At 67.5% G+C, this 14,801-nt stretch carries 13 protein-coding genes; 5 read left to right on the top strand and 8 right to left on the bottom strand.

Going from position 1 to position 14,801, the window contains the following annotated elements; translation table 11 throughout:
* Position 1 precedes the first annotated feature (1 nt).
* Positions 2-2,572: an alpha-glucan family phosphorylase gene (gene glgP, locus ACFWO8_RS32060; protein WP_378973565.1), complete on the bottom strand. Its 2,571-nt coding sequence runs from the start codon at positions 2,570-2,572 to the stop codon at positions 2-4.
* 85 nt (positions 2,573-2,657) lie between these two features.
* Here glgP and ACFWO8_RS32055 point away from each other — a divergent pair, with 85 nt between their 5' ends.
* The 3 genes from ACFWO8_RS32055 (at position 2,658) to glgB (ending at position 7,524) form a co-directional block, all read left to right on the top strand.
* Positions 2,658-3,302 carry a LysE family translocator gene (locus ACFWO8_RS32055; protein WP_378973560.1) on the top strand — a complete coding sequence of 215 codons (645 nt, stop codon included), beginning with the start codon at positions 2,658-2,660 and terminating at the stop codon, positions 3,300-3,302.
* 65 nt (positions 3,303-3,367) lie between these two features.
* Complete coding sequence (locus ACFWO8_RS32050) at positions 3,368-5,368, top strand: maltotransferase domain-containing protein (protein WP_378973554.1); 2,001 nt, start codon at positions 3,368-3,370, stop codon at positions 5,366-5,368.
* A complete protein-coding gene (gene glgB, locus ACFWO8_RS32045; RefSeq protein WP_378973546.1) occupies positions 5,368-7,524 on the top strand; it encodes a 1,4-alpha-glucan branching protein GlgB in 2,157 nt (718 codons plus the stop codon). Before ACFWO8_RS32050 ends, glgB begins: the two co-directional genes overlap by 1 nt.
* A 38-nt stretch (positions 7,525-7,562) precedes the next feature.
* Here glgB and ACFWO8_RS32040 read toward each other — a convergent pair whose 3' ends face one another.
* From ACFWO8_RS32040 to ACFWO8_RS32020, 5 genes are all read right to left on the bottom strand, one after another.
* Positions 7,563-7,955, bottom strand: a complete 393-nt coding sequence (locus tag ACFWO8_RS32040; RefSeq protein WP_378973538.1) for a nitroreductase/quinone reductase family protein — start codon at positions 7,953-7,955, stop codon at positions 7,563-7,565.
* Between the two features lie 27 nt (positions 7,956-7,982).
* Positions 7,983-9,068: a class I SAM-dependent methyltransferase gene (locus ACFWO8_RS32035; RefSeq protein WP_378973527.1), complete on the bottom strand. Its 1,086-nt coding sequence runs from the start codon at positions 9,066-9,068 to the stop codon at positions 7,983-7,985.
* Between the two features lie 99 nt (positions 9,069-9,167).
* Positions 9,168-10,037: a tetratricopeptide repeat protein gene (locus tag ACFWO8_RS32030; protein ID WP_378973814.1), complete on the bottom strand. Its 870-nt coding sequence runs from the start codon at positions 10,035-10,037 to the stop codon at positions 9,168-9,170.
* A 61-nt stretch (positions 10,038-10,098) separates the two neighbouring features.
* Positions 10,099-10,467: a DUF3817 domain-containing protein gene (locus ACFWO8_RS32025; protein ID WP_378973521.1), complete on the bottom strand. Its 369-nt coding sequence runs from the start codon at positions 10,465-10,467 to the stop codon at positions 10,099-10,101.
* A 105-nt stretch (positions 10,468-10,572) separates the two neighbouring features.
* Positions 10,573-11,757 carry an acetyl-CoA C-acetyltransferase gene (locus ACFWO8_RS32020; protein WP_378973515.1) on the bottom strand — a complete coding sequence of 395 codons (1,185 nt, stop codon included), beginning with the start codon at positions 11,755-11,757 and terminating at the stop codon, positions 10,573-10,575.
* Positions 11,758-11,953: 196 nt separating this feature from the next.
* Here ACFWO8_RS32020 and mce point away from each other — a divergent pair, with 196 nt between their 5' ends.
* Both mce and ACFWO8_RS32010 read left to right on the top strand, forming a co-directional pair.
* On the top strand, positions 11,954-12,415 hold the full coding sequence (gene mce, locus ACFWO8_RS32015) for a methylmalonyl-CoA epimerase (protein WP_378973508.1): 462 nt from the start codon (positions 11,954-11,956) through the stop codon (positions 12,413-12,415).
* Between the two features lie 86 nt (positions 12,416-12,501).
* Entirely contained in the window at positions 12,502-13,497 is a 996-nt protein-coding gene (locus ACFWO8_RS32010) for a hypothetical protein (RefSeq protein WP_084473310.1), read from the top strand.
* A gap of 100 nt (positions 13,498-13,597) precedes the next feature.
* On the opposite strand, the gene ACFWO8_RS32005 is transcribed toward ACFWO8_RS32010, so the two are convergent.
* Positions 13,598-13,888 (bottom strand): ATP/GTP-binding protein, encoded by a 291-nt coding sequence (locus ACFWO8_RS32005; protein WP_378921592.1) that lies wholly within the window; start codon positions 13,886-13,888, stop codon positions 13,598-13,600.
* Between the two features lie 11 nt (positions 13,889-13,899).
* Entirely contained in the window at positions 13,900-14,643 is a 744-nt protein-coding gene (gene nucS, locus ACFWO8_RS32000) for an endonuclease NucS (RefSeq protein WP_378973498.1), read from the bottom strand.
* Positions 14,644-14,801 lie beyond the last annotated feature (158 nt).

Raw genomic sequence — 14,801 nt, 5'->3', positions numbered from 1 at the left:
GTTACGCGCCCGCGACAGCCACCAAGCCCAGTTCGGCGGCGGAGGCGAACGACCCGTGGTGCGCAAGCACCCGCACCGTGTACCCGACCGCGCCCGACAGCGGAACCGGAGCCTGGATCGAATACAGCTCGCTGCCGTCGTCGGTGCCGGTGTGGCGCATCTCGATGGTGGTCGTGTCGGAGAGGTCGTCGGTCGGCGAGACCCGGCCGAGCACCGCCTGCACCACCACATCCGACGGCGCGAGCCCGCCGAGGTCGATGCGCGCGTGCAGGGACAGTTCCGCGCCGATCACCGGGGTGTCGGGCAGGCCCGAGCTGTCCACCTGTGCGATCCGTACCGACGACCACGCGGCGTCGACGCGCTTGCGGTACTCGGCGACCTCAACGGCACCCGCGAACTTGTCGGCGGCGGCGCGGCCGAACGCGGCGGCCGCGGGTCCGTAGTACTGCTCGGCGTAGTCGCGCACCATCCGCGATGCCAGGACCTTCGGGCTGGTGGTCTGCAAGGTGTGGCGCACCATTTCGGTCCAGCGAACCGGCACACCGCTGCCGTCACGGTCGTAGAAGCGCGGTGCGACAGTGCGTTCGACGAGTTCGTAGAGTGCCGAGGCCTCGAGGTCGTCGCGGCGGGCCTCGTCGCGGATACCGTCGGCGGTGGGGATGGCCCAGCCGTTCTCGCCGTCGTACATCTCGTCCCACCAGCCATCGCGGATGGACAGATTGAGACCGCCGTTGAGCGCGGACTTCATTCCCGAGGTGCCGCAGGCTTCGAGCGGACGCAGCGGATTGTTCAGCCACACATCGCAACCCCAGTACAGGTAGCGGGCCATCGACATGTCGTAGTCGGGCAGGAACACGATGCGCTTGCGCACCTCGGGGTCGTCGGCGAACCGCACGACCTGCTGGATCAACGCCTTGCCGCCGTCGTCGGCGGGGTGGCTCTTGCCCGCGACCACCAGTTGCACCGGACGTTGCGGGTCTAGCAGCAGCGCGCGCAGACGTTGCGGGTCGCGCAGCATGAGGGTGAGCCGCTTGTAGGTGGGTACGCGGCGGGCGAAACCGATGGTGAGCACGTTCGGATCGAAGACATCGTCGATCCAGCCGAGTTCGGCGTCGGCGGCGCCGCGCTGTCGCCATGACTCGCGCAACCTGCGCCGTACTTCATCGATCAGTACTCCGCGCAACGTGTTTCGCGTCGACCACAGCTGACCGAGGTCGACATCGCTGAGCTTCTCCCAGCCCCGCGCCTCCTCGACCAGTTCGGGGCCGACGAGTTCGCGTGCCTTGTCGATCCACTCGCGCGCGGCCCAGGTCGGGGCGTGCACACCATTGGTGACCGAGCCGATCGGCACCTCGGCCGCGTCGAATCCCGGCCACAGCGCCGCGAACATCTCCCGGCTGACTTCACCGTGCAGTTTCGATACGCCGTTGGCGCGCTGAGCCATTCGCAGACCCATGTGCGCCATATTGAACACCGAGGGATCGCCCTCCCGACCGAACGCGAGGATCCGGTCGACGGAAAGCCCTGGCAGCAAAGCGGATTCGGACTCACCATGTGAACCACCGAAGTACCTGCGTACCAATGGCATCGGGAAACGGTCGATGCCCGCGGGAACCGGGGTGTGCGTGGTGAAGACGGTGCCCGCTCGCACCGCGGCGAGCGCGGTCTCGAAATCCAGTCCACCCGCGATGAATTCACGCATGCGCTCGACGCCGAGGAAACCCGCGTGCCCCTCGTTCATATGAAAGACATCGGGATCCGGGAGGCCGTTGGCACGGGTGTAGGCGCGCACCGCGCGAACGCCACCGATACCCGCCAGGATCTCCTGTTTGATGCGGTGGTCCTGGTCGCCGCCGTAGAGCCGGTCGGTGACGGCGCGCAGTTCGGGATCGTTCTCGGCGATATCGGAATCGAGCAGCAGCAGCGGAATTCGGCCCACCTGCGCGATCCACACCCTGGCTCGCAGCACCCGGCCCTCCGCCATGCCGACGTGGATGAGCACCGGCGAGCCGTCGCTGGTGAGCAGCCGCAGCGGCAGGCCCTGCGGGTCCAGCGCCGGGTAGTGCTCCATCTGCCAGCCGTCGGCCGACAGCGACTGCCGGAAGTACCCCGAGCGATAGAGCAGCCCGACGCCGATCAGCGGCAAACCCAGATCCGACGCGGCCTTGAGATGGTCACCGGCGAGAATGCCGAGACCGCCGGAGTAGTTCGGCAGCACCTCGGTGACACCGAACTCCATCGAGAAGTAGGCGATCCCCGCGATGTCGGTGCCGGTCTGCTCCTGGAACCAGCGCGGCCTGGTCAGATAGTCCCGCAAGCCCGCGGCGGCCGCGTCGACCCGCGCGGTGTACCCGGGATCGGCGGCGAGCGCGTCGAGCCGCTCGGCGGGTACCTCGCCCAGCATCCGCACCGGGTCCTGGCCGACGGTTCGCCACAGCTGCGGGTCGAGTTCGGCGAACAGATCCTGCGTCGGGCCGTGCCACGACCACCGCAGGTTCGTCGACAACTCACCCAGCGCGGCGAGCCGCTCCGGCAAATGGGCACGGACAGTGAACCGACGGAGTGCCTTCACCCCGGAAGAATAAACGATCGCGCCCGCGCAGGGGGCCTACGAAATCCGTTCGCCACCCGCCGACACTCCGTGCCACCATGCACTGATGCCGCACTGGGTCGATGTCCTCCCCGAATTCCTGGTCGCCGCCATGATCTTGGCCGCGCTTCCCGGGCCCGCGACGGCGCTGTTCCTCCAGCGCTCGGTGCGCGACGGGCGAACCGCTGGTCTGGCCGCTGTGGTGGGCAACGAGATCGGGATTCTCGGCTGGACGCTCGCGGGCGGCACCGGGCTGTCGATTCTGCTGGCGGCCAATCGCTGGCTCAACACCACCATGCACGTCGTCGGCGCCGTCGTGCTGATCTGGCTCGGCGTCCAGTCCTGGCGCCACGCCCGCGGCCGCCACGACGACTTCGGCGCCGCACTCACCGCGAAACTCCCCGGCGGCAACACCCCCGCCGCCGCCTTCCGCGCCTCGCTGATCTCGATCGCCGCCAACCCGAAGGCCGCCGTCTTCGGCATGACGATCCTGCCACAGTTCCTCCCGGACGAAGGCCCCGTCCTGCCCACCTTGCTCATCCTCGCCACCATCCAGGTCATCGTCGACGGCGCCTGGTGCGTGGGCGTGGTCCTGGCCGCCGACCGAGCGGGCGCCTGGCTCCGCCGCGCGACAATCCGCCAACGGATGGAAAGAACCCTCGCCGCGATCCTGGTTGCCCTCGGTCTGGGCCTGGCAGCCGATACCCGCTGAACCCAGCCACACCACACCCCGCCCACCAACGCTCCCACCCAGCGAAAATGCAGTAAGTTAGCCGAGTGACCGGCCGGATTGCCATCGATGACATCGCCCCGTCCATCCCCGGCGGCCGCCCGGCCAAAGCCGCAGTCGGCGAGGTGTTTCCCGTCCGCGCCGTCGTCTGGCGCGAAGGTCACGACGCGGTAGCCGCCACCCTGGCCGTCCGAGCCCCCGGCTCGTCCCGGATCACCCGTATCCGCATGTCCCCCGACTACCAACCCGACGTCTTCAACGCCCTGTTCACCCCCAACACCCCGGGCGTGTGGACCTACCGCATCGAAGGCTGGAGCGACCCCGTCGCCACCTGGCGCTCGGCCGTCGAAGCGAAATTGTCCGTCGGCCAGACCGCCGCCGACCTGGCCAACGATCTGGAAACCGGCGCCATCCTCTTCGAACGCGCCGCCCAAGCCGTCCCGAAGAAGCAGTTCGAACGCCTACGCGCCGCCGCCACCGCCCTGCGCGGCGACGAACAACTCCCGGCCAGGGTCGCCCCCGCGTTCTCCGAGGAGGTCGCCGAGATCCTGCGCGCCACCCCGCTGCGCGAGATGGTCACCCGCGGCACCCAGTTCTCGGTCCTGGTCGAACGCCGCCGCGCCCTGGTCGGGTCCTGGTACGAGTTCTTCCCCCGCTCCACCGGCGGCCGCGACGCCGAAGGCAACCCGGTGCACGGCACCTTCGCCACGGCGGCGCGCGAACTCCCCCGCATCGCGGGCATGGGCTTCGACATCGTCTACCTCCCCCCGATCCACCCGGTCGGCGAGGTCAACCGCAAGGGCCGCAACAACACGCTCACCACCGAGCCCGGCGACGTGGGCTCCCCCTGGGCCATCGGCTCGGCGGACGGCGGACACGATGCTGTGAACCCGCTCCTCGGCACCGAGGCGGACTTCGTCGAATTCGTCTCCGAGGCAACCACTCTCGGCCTCGAGGTCGCCATCGACCTGGCCCTGCAATGCGCCCCGGACCATCCCTGGGTCGCCACCCACCCGGAGTGGTTCACCACCCTCCCCGACGGCACCATCGCCTACGCCGAGAACCCGCCGAAGAAGTACCAGGACATCTACCCGGTCAACTTCGACAACGACCCCGACGGTCTCTACGCCGAGATCCTGCGCGTGGTCCGGCACTGGATCTCCTTGGGCATCACCATCTTCCGTGTGGACAACCCGCACACCAAGCCAGCCGATTTCTGGGAGTGGCTGATCACGGAGCTGCGCCGCACCGACCCCGACGTGATCTTCCTGTCCGAAGCGTTCACCCGCCCGGCCCGCCTCTACGGCCTGGCCCGCCGCGGTTTCAGCCAGTCGTACACGTATTTCACCTGGCGCGTGCACAAGTGGGAACTCACCGAGTTCGGCAACGAGATCGCCGCCAAAGCCGACGAAGCCAGACCGAATCTGTTCGTGAACACCCCCGATATCCTGCACGAAAGCTTGCAGTACGGCGGCCCTGGCATGTTCGCCATCCGCGCCGCCCTGGCGGCCACCCTGTCCCCCACCTGGGGTGTGTACTCCGGTTTCGAACTGTTCGAACACGAGGCGGTCCGCGAGGGCAGCGAGGAATACCTCGACTCGGAGAAGTACGAACTGCGTCCCCGCGATTTCGCCGGCGCCCTCGAACGCGGCGAATCATTGGAACCGTGGCTCACCCGCCTCAACGAGATCCGTCGCAATCACCCCGCGCTGCAACAGTTGCGCTGCATCCACTTCCATCACGTCGACAACGACGCGCTGATCGCCTACTCCAAGATCGACCCGGTCACCGGCGACGCGGTCCTTGTCATCGTGAACCTGAACCCCTATGCCGCTGAGCAGGGCCACATTTCGCTCGACCTCCCCGCGATCGGCCGCGAATGGCACGACCACCCGGTGGTCTTCGACGAGATCAGCGGCGAGGAATACCACTGGGGCCAGCATAATTTCGTTCGCCTCGACCCCGCGCGCGCGGTCGCGCACATCCTGTCGCTGCCAGCAGTTCCCGCCGCCGCCCGCGCACCGCTGGCCTACCGCGAGACACTGTGATGAAGCGCCGCGATCTCCTGCTGCTGGCCGCGGGCACCCATCCCGACCCGCACACGGTCCTCGGGGCACATTCCCATGCCGACGGCACCGCGGTCCGAGTCCTGCGCCCCCACGCCGACACGGTGACGGTGCTCGTCGGCGAGTCCGAACATCGGCTGAAGTCGTTGGGCCACGGCATTTTCGACGCCGTCCTGCCCTATCCGCAGATCGACGACTACCGGGTCCGTGCCGAATACCCGGGCGGCCAGACCGTGATCTCCGCCGATGGCTACCGCTTCCTGCCCACCGTCGGCGAATTCGACCTGCACCTCATCGGCGAAGGCAGGCACACCCGCCTCTGGGAGGTACTCGGCGCCCACCCACGCCATTACACCACTCTCGACGGCGAGGTGGACGGCACCTCCTTCGCGGTGTGGGCACCGAATGCCCGCGGTGTCACCGTCTTCGGCGATTTCGACCACTGGAGCGGCACCTCGGCGCCGATGCGCGCACTGGGCGGTTCCGGGGTGTGGGAGGTGTTCGTGCCCGGCGTCGGACCGGGCACGCGCTACAAGTTCCGGATCCATGGTGCCGACGGTCGCGTCGTGGATCACGCTGATCCCCTTGCCTTTTCGACCGAGGTACCCCCCGCGACCGCGTCGGTGGTCACCCGCGCCGACCACGTCTGGACCGACAGCGACTGGCTCGACCAGCGCGCGAAAACCGACGCGGTCCGCTCCCCCATGAGCGCCTACGAGATCCACCTCGGTTCCTGGCGACCCGGCCTCGGCTACCGCGAACTGGCCCACCAGCTGGCCGATTACCTGCGCGCGACCGGATTCACCCACGTCGAACTGCTGCCGGTCGCCGAGCACCCGTTCGGTGGGTCATGGGGATACCAGGTCACCTCGTATTACGCCCCGACCTCACGTTTCGGCAGCCCCGACGACTTCCGCTACTTCGTCGACCACCTGCACAACGCGGGCATCGGGGTGCTGCTGGACTGGGTCCCCGCGCACTTCCCCCGCGACGAATGGGCACTGGCCCGTTTCGACGGCACCCCGCTCTACGAGCACCCCGACCCGCGTCGTGGCGAGCAACTCGACTGGGGCACCTACGTTTTCGACTTCGGTCGCAATGAGGTCCGCAACTTCCTGGTCGCCAATGCCGCCTTCTGGATCGAGGAGTTCCACCTCGACGGCCTGCGCGTGGACGCCGTCGCCTCGATGCTGTACCTGGACTACTCCCGCCCCGAGGGCGGCTGGGAGCCGAATATCTATGGCGGCCGGGAGAATCTGGAAGCGGTCGAGTTCCTGCAAGAACTCAACGACACCGTGCACGGCGCCCATCCCGGCGTGGTGACCATCGCCGAGGAGTCGACCACCTGGCCCGGCGTCACCCGCGGCACCGACGTCGGCGGCCTCGGTTTCACCATGAAGTGGAACATGGGCTGGATGCACGACACCCTCGGCTACCTGGGCCGCGACCCGATCCACCGCTCCTGGCACCACAACGAGATGACGTTCTCGCTGGTCTACGCGTGGAGCGAGAACTATGTGCTGCCGATCAGCCACGACGAGGTCGTGCACGGCAAGGGCACGCTGTGGACCCGCATGCCCGGCGACGACTTCGCCAAGGCCGGTGGCGTGCGCGCCCTACTCGCCTACATGTGGGCCCACCCCGGCAAGCAACTGCTGTTCATGGGCCAGGAATTCGGTCAGTTCCGCGAATGGGACAACGACCGCGGCCTGGACTGGCACGAGCTGGAAAACCCACTCCACCTGGGCATTTCAACCATGGTCGCCGACCTGAACCGCACCTATACCGCCCACCCCGCCCTCTGGACGCAAGACGCCACCCCCGGTGGCCACTCCTGGATCGAAGCCGACGACAGCACCGCCAACGTCTTCGCCTTTCTCCGCTGGGGCACCGACGGCAGCGCGGTGGCGGCCATCTTCAATTTCTCCGGCTCCACCCGCGAGAACTACCGCATCGGATTGCCCCACCCCGGTTCCTGGCACGAGATCCTCAACACCGACGCCCATGAATACGCGGGCTCCGGCATCGGCAACCTCGGCATCGTCACCGCGGGCAACACTCCCAGCCACGGCCACCCTGCCTCGGCCACCGTCACCATGGCCCCCCACAGCGCCCTCTGGCTGTCCTCGAACCCCTGATTCGCGCACAACCGAGCATCCCTGCGCCGGAGGTGCGCTCAACGCTCCAGGTCGACCCGAATCGTCAGCAGGTCGGTACCGAATGCCCGCACCGCGGTGCTGTTGTAGCGCGGCAACTGCCGCAGCCTGGCCCGCGCATCGTCGTCGGGCAGTAGCACGGCGCTCCCCGGGTACCAGCGTCCGCCGAGGCGCACCCGGACCGAGTTGTCGGCCTTGATGTTGCGCACATACTGCGAACGATCCCCGAACTCGGAGACCAGCCAGAACTCGTCGCCGACGCGCCGACCGCCGATCGGCGTGACCCGTGGCTGCCCACTCACCCGTCCGACCGTCTCGAGCAGCTGCTGACCTGGCAGCCTGCCGAGGATCGGATTCAGCCGCCGCTGCAACGCGGTGACAATCCGATGCTGAATATCATTCTTGGACGCCATATTTCGACCGTAGCACCGCCAACCAGGTCAACCCTTGTGCGCGATGTAGTAGGTGTTGAGCGGGTCGCCGTCCACGTACCGGGTCAGCACATCGGTGAATCCCGCGTCGGCCAGCATCGACAGCGCGCGCTGCTCACCCCAGACCGTGCCGAGCCCATCGCCACCCTGACCGAGCGAAACCGACATGCAGTGCATCGTCGACACGGTGTAGAGGAACGGGCCGAGCGGCAGGTCGATGTTCTCCTCGAGCATGCTCGACGCGTGGATGTCGACCATCAGGAAGACCCCACCCGGCCGCAGCGCTTCCGCGATGTTGGCGAGCACTCGCGCCGGGTGCGCCTGATCGTGAATGGCATCGAAAACGGTGATCAGATCGCAAGATTCGGGCCTATGCAGCTCGGCGACGTCGTGCACAGCGAACTCGACATTGGTCAGGCCCATCGCGGCCGCCTCGGCCGCACCCACCTCGACCGCGTCCTCGGAGAAGTCGTATCCGGTGAACCGGCTGGCGGGAAAGGCCCGCGCCGCCAGATTCACGGCATGCCCACTGCCGCAGCCGATGTCGGCCACATCGATGCCGGCCCGCAGTCGTTCGGGCAAGCCAGGCGCCATCGGCAGGATCACGTCGAGCAGCGCGGCATCGAACACCTCGGCACTCTCCTCCGCCATCAGCGCGTGGAACCGTCCGTAATCCTCGTACGACAGGCCACCGCCGACGCGGAAACGCTCGACGATCTTCGGCTCCACCTCACCGAGCTGGGAGATGAACTGCATGAGGCGGGCCAGGTTATCCGGTCCGGCGGCTCTGGTCAGGCACGCCGCGTGGGCGGGCGGCAGGGTGTAGGTCGAGGTGGCCGGGTCGTAGTCCACGATGGCGGCGGTGGTGACCGCGCCGAGCCATTCGCGCACGTACCGCTCGTCGAGGCCCGCGGCTGCGGCGAGCTGTGGACTGGTCGCGCCGGGACGGGTGGCCATCGTGTCGAACAGGCCCACCTGGTGGCCCATGCTGATCATCAACGCGGTGCTCGCCTGATCGAGCACCCCGATCATCTTCGCCGCGAAGGCTTCCACGTCTGCCTGATCCATCGCGGCCGAGTGGTCGAGTGAAGTCATGAGGTACTCCTCGAGTCAGCTCGCGACGGGCGCCGCGGGTCTATCGAGAAATACGTGGGGACCGCCCCGGCAGTTCAGTCGGGACGGCCGACGATGCGATCAGTACAGGGCGGCGGCGAGCTTGCGCCGGGCGGCGATCACGAAGGGCTCGGCGGGGTCGAACAGCTCGAACAGCTCGAGCAGGCGGGTGCGGGCCGTGGTGCGGTCGTCACCCGCGGTGCGCTTGATGATCGCGATGATCCGCTCGAAGGCCGCCTCGGGGCGCTGCTCGAACATTTCGATGTCGGCGGCGTCGAGTGCGGCGTCCAGATTCGCCGGGTCGGCGTCGGCGGTGGCGACCACGGCCGGGTCGAGCTGCTGGGCCCTGGTCAGGAAGCGCAGCTGACGCAGGGCCGCCTTGGCTTCCTCGTTGCCGGGCTCCTCGGCGATGATCGCCTCGTAGGCCGCCTCGGCGCCGGCGAAGTCACCTTCGGACAGCTTGTCCTCCGCGTCGACGAAGCGCGGGTCGTCCTCGACCTCGGGTTCGGCGGGGGCCGCGTCGGGGTCGCCCTCGAGCTTGCCCGCGGTCGCGTCCATCACCGCGTCCAGCCACTGCCGCACCTGCGGGTCCGGCTGCGCGCCTTCGAAATCGGCCAGCGGCTGCCCGCCCGCCACCGCGATCACCGTCGGAATGCCCTGCACACGCAGCGCCTGGACGATGTTCATATTGGGTTCGGCCTCGATGGCGGCCAGATCCCAGGCACCGCGGTCTTCGACGTTGAACCGTTCCAGCGTGCGAACCAGCTCGACGCTGCCCGCGCTGCGCTGCGAGAACAGCACAACCACCACGGGCACCTGCGTCGAGCGCCGGATCACCTTGGCTTCGAAATCCGCCTCGGTAACCGTGTGGTTCCCCGAGGCCGGAGCAGCGGCACCGCCGGGTGCGGCGGGCGGCTGCTTCAGCGCGGACAGATCCACCGCGCCGGACATGGCGGCGGCAGCGGTGGGGGAAGGACGACGGGCAGCGGGTCGAGTCACGCTTTCCAGTTTGTCATGAAGCTGTCGAGGTGGCAGCCGCGGAGCCCTTGCTCGCCTCGGCGCTCAACTCACCCAGCTGACCGGTGCGCACTGCCCAGACCTCGAAGATCACGGTGAACAGCGGCGGAATGCTCGACGCCAGCGCCAGCAGCGTGGTCTTCCAGTTCCAGTTCAGTTCACGCGAGGCCAGCAGCGCCATGATCACGAACAGCACGAAGATCGCACCGTGCACCGGTCCGAAGATCTTCACGCCGATCTCGTTGCCCTCCGCGGGCAGGTACTTGAACGCCATACCGGTCAGCAGCCCGATCCAGGACAGCGCCTCGAGCACCGCGAAGAACCGAAACCGACTGGCCGTAGACCGCAAATCGAAGAAACCCATGCCACCCATTGTGCAGCATGATCTACGACACCACGTAGTTGGACCGGTCACAACGAAAGCCCTGGTACTCGCGAGGAGTACCAGGGCTTTCGTGACCGAACAGGATCAGGCAGGCACGCGGATGATCAGCGCGTCGCCCTGACCGCCACCACCACACAGCGCGGCAGCACCGACGCCACCACCGCGGCGCTTCAGCTCCAGCGCCAGGTGCAGCAGGATGCGCGCGCCGGACATGCCGAGCGGGTGCCCGATAGCGATGGCGCCACCGTTGACATTGACCTTCTCCGGGTCGAAGCCGAGCTTGCGGGTCGAAGACACACCGACAGCCGCGAACGCCTCGTTGATCTCGATCAGGTCCAGATCGGCGGGCGTGATGCCCTCCTTCGCGCACGCGGCGAGGATGGCGTTGGCAGGCTGGTCCTGCAGGGTCGAATCCGGACCGGCGACCTGGCCCGCGGCGCCGATCTCGGCGATCCACTCCAGCCCGAGCTCTTCGGCCTTGGCCTTGCTCATCACGATCACCGCGGCCGCACCATCGGAGATCTGCGAGGCGGTGCCCGCGGTGACGGTGCCGTCCTTGCGGAAGGCCGGACGCAGCTTGCCGAGCGACTCGACGGTGGTGTCGGCACGAATGCCCTCGTCCTCGGTCACGTAGACCGGGTCACCCTTGCGCTGCGGCACGGCGACCGGCACGACCTCGTCTTCGAACAGCCCGTTCTTCCACGCGGCGGCAGCGCGCTGGTGCGAGGCCGCGGCCAGCGCGTCCTGCTCCTCGCGGCTCACCTTGTCCAGGTCGTTGCGATCCTCGGTGAGCAGGCCCATGGCCTGGTCGGTGATCACGTCGTGCAGGCCGTCGTAGGCCATGTGGTCGACGAGGGTGGTGTCGCCGTACTTGAAACCCTCACGGCTCTTGGGCAGCAGATGCGGGGTCTGGCTCATCGACTCCATGCCACCGGCGACCACGATCTCGTGCTCACCCGCGCGGATCAGCTGATCGGCCAACGCGATCGCGTTGATGCCCGACAGACAGACCTTGTTGATCAGCAGCGACGGCACATCCATCGGGATGCCCGCGGCGATGCCCGCCTGACGCGCGGGCAGCTGCCCCGCACCGGCCTGCAGCACCTGGCCCAGGATCACGTAGTCGACCTGCTCGGGCGCGACGCCGCCCTTCTCGAGCGCGGCCTTGATCGCGACACCGGCCAGATCCGAGGCCTTGAAGCCCTTCAGACCGCCGAGCAGCCGACCGACCGGGGTGCGCGCACCGGACACGATGACAGAAGTGGTCACGAAAGCCTCGCATTCATTGAGTCGAACCTCGCCGGACGCAGGCGGCATCGCCGCACGGGTTCAGGAGTTGACCTCCACGGTAACCGGTATCGGCCCGCGCCCGGCACGCAGGTCGGCGTACCTGCGTCTACGTTGCGGCCGTGCACAACGCGCGGGCGGGCTCCCCACTCGCACAGACAAGCGCTAGCTTCGTGGGGTGACCAATGAGAACTTCATCCCCGCCGACTACGTCATCGCCATCGACCATGTGGGCATCGCCGTGCCCGACCTCGATACCGCGGTGGCCTGGTACACCGACAATCTCGGCATGGTCGAGACCCACCGCGAGGTGAACGAGGCCCAGGGCGTCGTGGAGGCCATGCTGTCGTGCCCCGCCGCCGCCGACCGCGCGACCGCCCTGCAGTTGCTGGCCCCGCTCACCCCCGAGTCGACCATCGCCAAGTTCATCGACCGCAGCGGCCCCGGACTGCAGCAGCTGGCCTACCGGGTCACCGATATCGAGGCGGTTTCGGGCTTCCTGCGCGGGCGCGGCGTGCGTTTGCTGTACGAAGCCCCTCGCCACGGGACGGCCGATTCCCGCATCAATTTCATCCATCCGAAGGATGCTGGCGGTGTGCTGGTCGAGCTCGTGGAGCCGAACCCGGATGTTACGCACTAGTACGCCGGTACTGTCGGTAAATCTCGGCGAGATCACAATCACGGTCGAGTCTCCATAGCCTCGCTCGAGGCTGTATTTTGTGTGCCATGTCGTCACCTGAGTCCGATCGCAATCGCTTCGTTGCACTGCCCTTCACCGTTGTGCGCAAGGGTTATGCGCAAGACGAGGTGCGCAACTACTTCGACCGCTTCGACGCTGAGCTCCGCGTCACCGCCACCGACCGGGATGCTGCCGCCGCGCAGGCCCGCAATCTCGCCAGCCAGCTGGAAGATGCACGTGACGAGATCGACGAGCTCCGCAAGGAGGTCGACCGGCTTTCCGTGCCGCCGACCACCGCCGAAGGCATGTCCGACCGTATCTCGCGCATGCTGCGCCTTGCCTCGGACGAAGCGTCCGAGGTTCGCGCGCTGGCGCAGGCCGAAGCCGCCGAGATGGTGTCGATCGCCGAGCAGCAGGCCACCGAGATGCGTGGCAAGTACGAGTCGCTGCTCGCGGAGACCAAGGAGAAGCGCGAGGCGCTCGAGATCGAGTTCGAGCAGACCCTCGCGAACGCGCGCACCGAGTCCGCCAAGATCATCGAGGCCGCCCAGGCCGATGTGGAACGTCTCGGCAAGGAGGCCGAGGCCAAGCGCAAGGCCACCCAGCAGGACTTCGAGGCCACCATGAACGATCGGCGCACCAAGCTGACCCGTGCCATGGAGGAGCTCGAGGCCACCAGTCGTGCCGAGGCCGCTCAGCGGATCAAGGACGCGACCGACGAGTCGAACCGCCTGATCAGCTCCGCCACCCAGACCTCCGAGCGCAAGATCGCGCACGCGAAGGAACTGGCCGAGGAGATGCGCGTGCTGCGCGGCCGGGTGCTCGCCCAGCTGCTCGGAATCCGCGGTCAGCTCGACTCCGTGCCCGCCATGCTCGCCGCGGTCAACCGCGAGAGCGAACTGCTCGACGGCACTCCCGAGCGCAAGTCGATCAGCAACAACGGCAACAAGTCGGTGTCGAGCTCGCGCCAGAACAAGGCCATCCCGGAGGTCGCCGACGAGGACATCGTCGACGAGGACCGCGAGAGCGCCGACGTTAACTAATCAGTCTGTCGGACTCGTCACGACATTCACCTGGAAAACCGAAGGCCGCCTCGAATCATCGAGGCGGCCTTCGGTTTTCGTTCTCTGAGAGCCAGGCGCGTCAGGACCAGCGGCGGGTGATGCCGCGGGTGCGTCTGCCGTTCCAGCAACCCTGATGCCAGTGCCTTCGGTCATCCTCGCCGCCCTCGGCGGCCCAGGCGACGATATGGGCGACCCCGACCGCGATCTCGTGGTCGCAGCCGGGACACCGATAGGTCTTCACCGCGCGGGCACCGGGAACGGTTCGCACGATATAGGTTTCGTCACCGGGACCGTCCTCGGTGCGGCCGTAGACGTCGCCGATCGGCGCGGGCCCCGTAGGACGTCCGGTGCGTGGTTTACGTCGCGGCATCCCACTTCCTCCTAGAACAGGCGGAAAACGTTGCTCTCCGTGCCACGCAGCTCGTCGTAATCGAGCGTGAGGCAGCGGATTCCACGGTACTCGGCCAGCGTCTTCGCCTGCGGCTTGATCTGCTGCGCCGCGAACACCCCGGCCACCGGCGCCAGCAACGGGTCGCGGTTGAGCAGTTCGAGGTAGCGGGTGAGCTGCTCGACACCGTCGATGTCACCACGGCGCTTGATCTCCACGGCCACGGTGGCGCCGTCGGCATCGCGGCACAGCAGGTCCACCGGGCCGATCGCGGTCATGTACTCGCGTCGCACCAGGGTGTACCCCTCCCCGAGCTTCGTCACGTGTTCGGCGAGCAGCTCCTGCAGATGCGCTTCGACGCCGTCCTTCACCAGACCGGGGTCGACACCGAGTTCGTGCGAGGAATCGTGCTCGATCTCCTCGATGGTGATCCGCAATTCCTCGCCGGCCTTGTTGGTCACCACCCACAGCGCCTTCGCGATCACCGGCTCCGGCGTCTGCCCCTCCCGCAGTGGTGTGACACCGTCGGGCAACTCGGCGACCATCGCGTCCGGGACGTCCTGTTCCACCAGCCAGCACGGCGGACTCATCCAGTTCAGCGGCTTGTAGGAGCCGCCGTCGGAGTGCACGAGCACCGACCCGTCGGCCTTGATCAGCAACAGCCGGCGAGCCATCGGGAGGTGGGCGGTCAGTCGACCGACATAGTCGACCTGGCAACGAGCAATGACGAGGCGCACCCAAAGCACTGTAGGCGACGGTCCTCGGAACGCAAAAAGGCCCCCAACCAATGGTTGAGGGCATTTCGCAATGATGTTCCGGCAGTGTCCTACTCTCCCACACCCTGTCGAGTGCAGTACCATCGGCGCAGGTGGCCTTAGCTTCCGGGTTCGGAATG

The sequence above is a fragment of the Nocardia sp. NPDC058480 genome (genome assembly GCF_042720495.1).
Lineage (GTDB): Bacteria > Actinomycetota > Actinomycetes > Mycobacteriales > Mycobacteriaceae > Nocardia.
Note: the sequence above shows the minus strand (reverse complement) of the source record. Positions and strands in the feature narration are given on the sequence as shown.